Source organism: Virgibacillus proomii (assembly GCF_900162615.1).
GTDB classification, from domain to species: Bacteria; Bacillota; Bacilli; order Bacillales; family Amphibacillaceae; genus Virgibacillus; species Virgibacillus proomii.
On sequence record NZ_FUFN01000003.1, the window covers coordinates 1 to 1,224 of the forward strand.

Here is a 1,224-nt window from a genome sequence, read left to right on the forward strand (position 1 = left end):
ATGTGATTACCCCCAAAAGTTAGAGTTTTATTATACAGTTGATTGGCTGGATTGCGTTCGATACTCGACTGGGCTCAGCCCGGCCAATTTTTCTTTTATTCGTTCATGATTATACCAATAGATATATTCTTCAATCCGACTTTTTAATTCTTCATAGCTTACTAATTTTTCTCCATAATACATTTCTTGTTTTAAAATGCCAAAAAAATTCTCCATGGAAGCATTATCCGCACAGGTTGCTTTTCTAGACATGCTTTGGAATACTTTATTCTCTTTTAATGTTCTCACCCATTGGTTGTGCTGGTAATGAAAGCCTTGGTCAGAATGGATGGTGGTGCGATAGGTTGCATGATTCTTTATTATCTCTATCGTTTCTTTTAAAGGTTCTATGACAAGATCTAACGTTGGACGTTCCTTGATTTTATACGCAATAATTTCTCCGTTATAAAGGTCAAGAATCGGATTTAAATATAACTTCTCTTCACTTAGACATTTGAATTCTGTAATATCGGTTACTAATTTTTGAAGAGGAATTGGCGTGTTAAAACGGCGAGACAATCGGTTTTTCGCCACTTTTCCAACGTTTCCCTTATAGGAATTGTATTTACGGGATTTTCGCATAAATTTCACACATTTCAATCCCAATTCGCACATAATGCGATATACTTTTTTATGGTTGATAACGTATCCTAATTTATTTAGTTCTCTAGTAATACGTTTATAGCCATAACGTTCATGGAACTTTTTAAATAAATCTATAATGATTTTTTTTAGTACTTTGTCTGAATCTTCTCTGCCAAAATTTTTCACATGATAGTGATAGGTTGCTTCAGGTATGCCCACAGCAAGGAGAATATCTTTTAATCGGAATCCTTCTTCTTTAAGTCCAAATGCTACCTTTGCCTGTGCTTTTCGTGGAAGGCATTTGGATTCTCCCGAAAAGCTCGTAGCTTTTTTAGGTACGCATTTTCTAGCCTTAATAGTTCATTCTCTCGTTCTAATATTTCTTCACGTGTTAACTTTTTTTCTTCCTTTTTCTTCCGTTTATTGGGTTTCTTAGACATAGAAGACTCCCCCTTTGGTTTCAGGCCTTCTACTCCTTGTTCCTTAAATTCTTTCATCCAGCGTCTAATTAAGGAAGGGTTGTTCAATTTAAATTGAACAGCAGTTTCTAAAAAAGTAGCACCTGTCTTTAACACAAATTGTATCGTATTTAATTTAAAT

Annotated in this window: 2 protein-coding genes; both read right to left on the reverse strand. The window is 34.6% G+C overall.

What is annotated here, in order from left to right:
* Positions 1 to 30: 30 nt before the first annotated feature.
* Positions 31 to 981 (reverse strand): IS3 family transposase, encoded by a 951-nt coding sequence (locus tag BN1066_RS00015; protein ID WP_143695707.1) that lies wholly within the window; start codon positions 979 to 981, stop codon positions 31 to 33.
* The coding region (locus tag BN1066_RS00020) for a helix-turn-helix domain-containing protein (RefSeq protein ID WP_143695708.1) at positions 894 to 1,224 on the reverse strand (331 nt) is incomplete at its 5' end. The genes BN1066_RS00015 and BN1066_RS00020, both read right to left, overlap by 88 nt.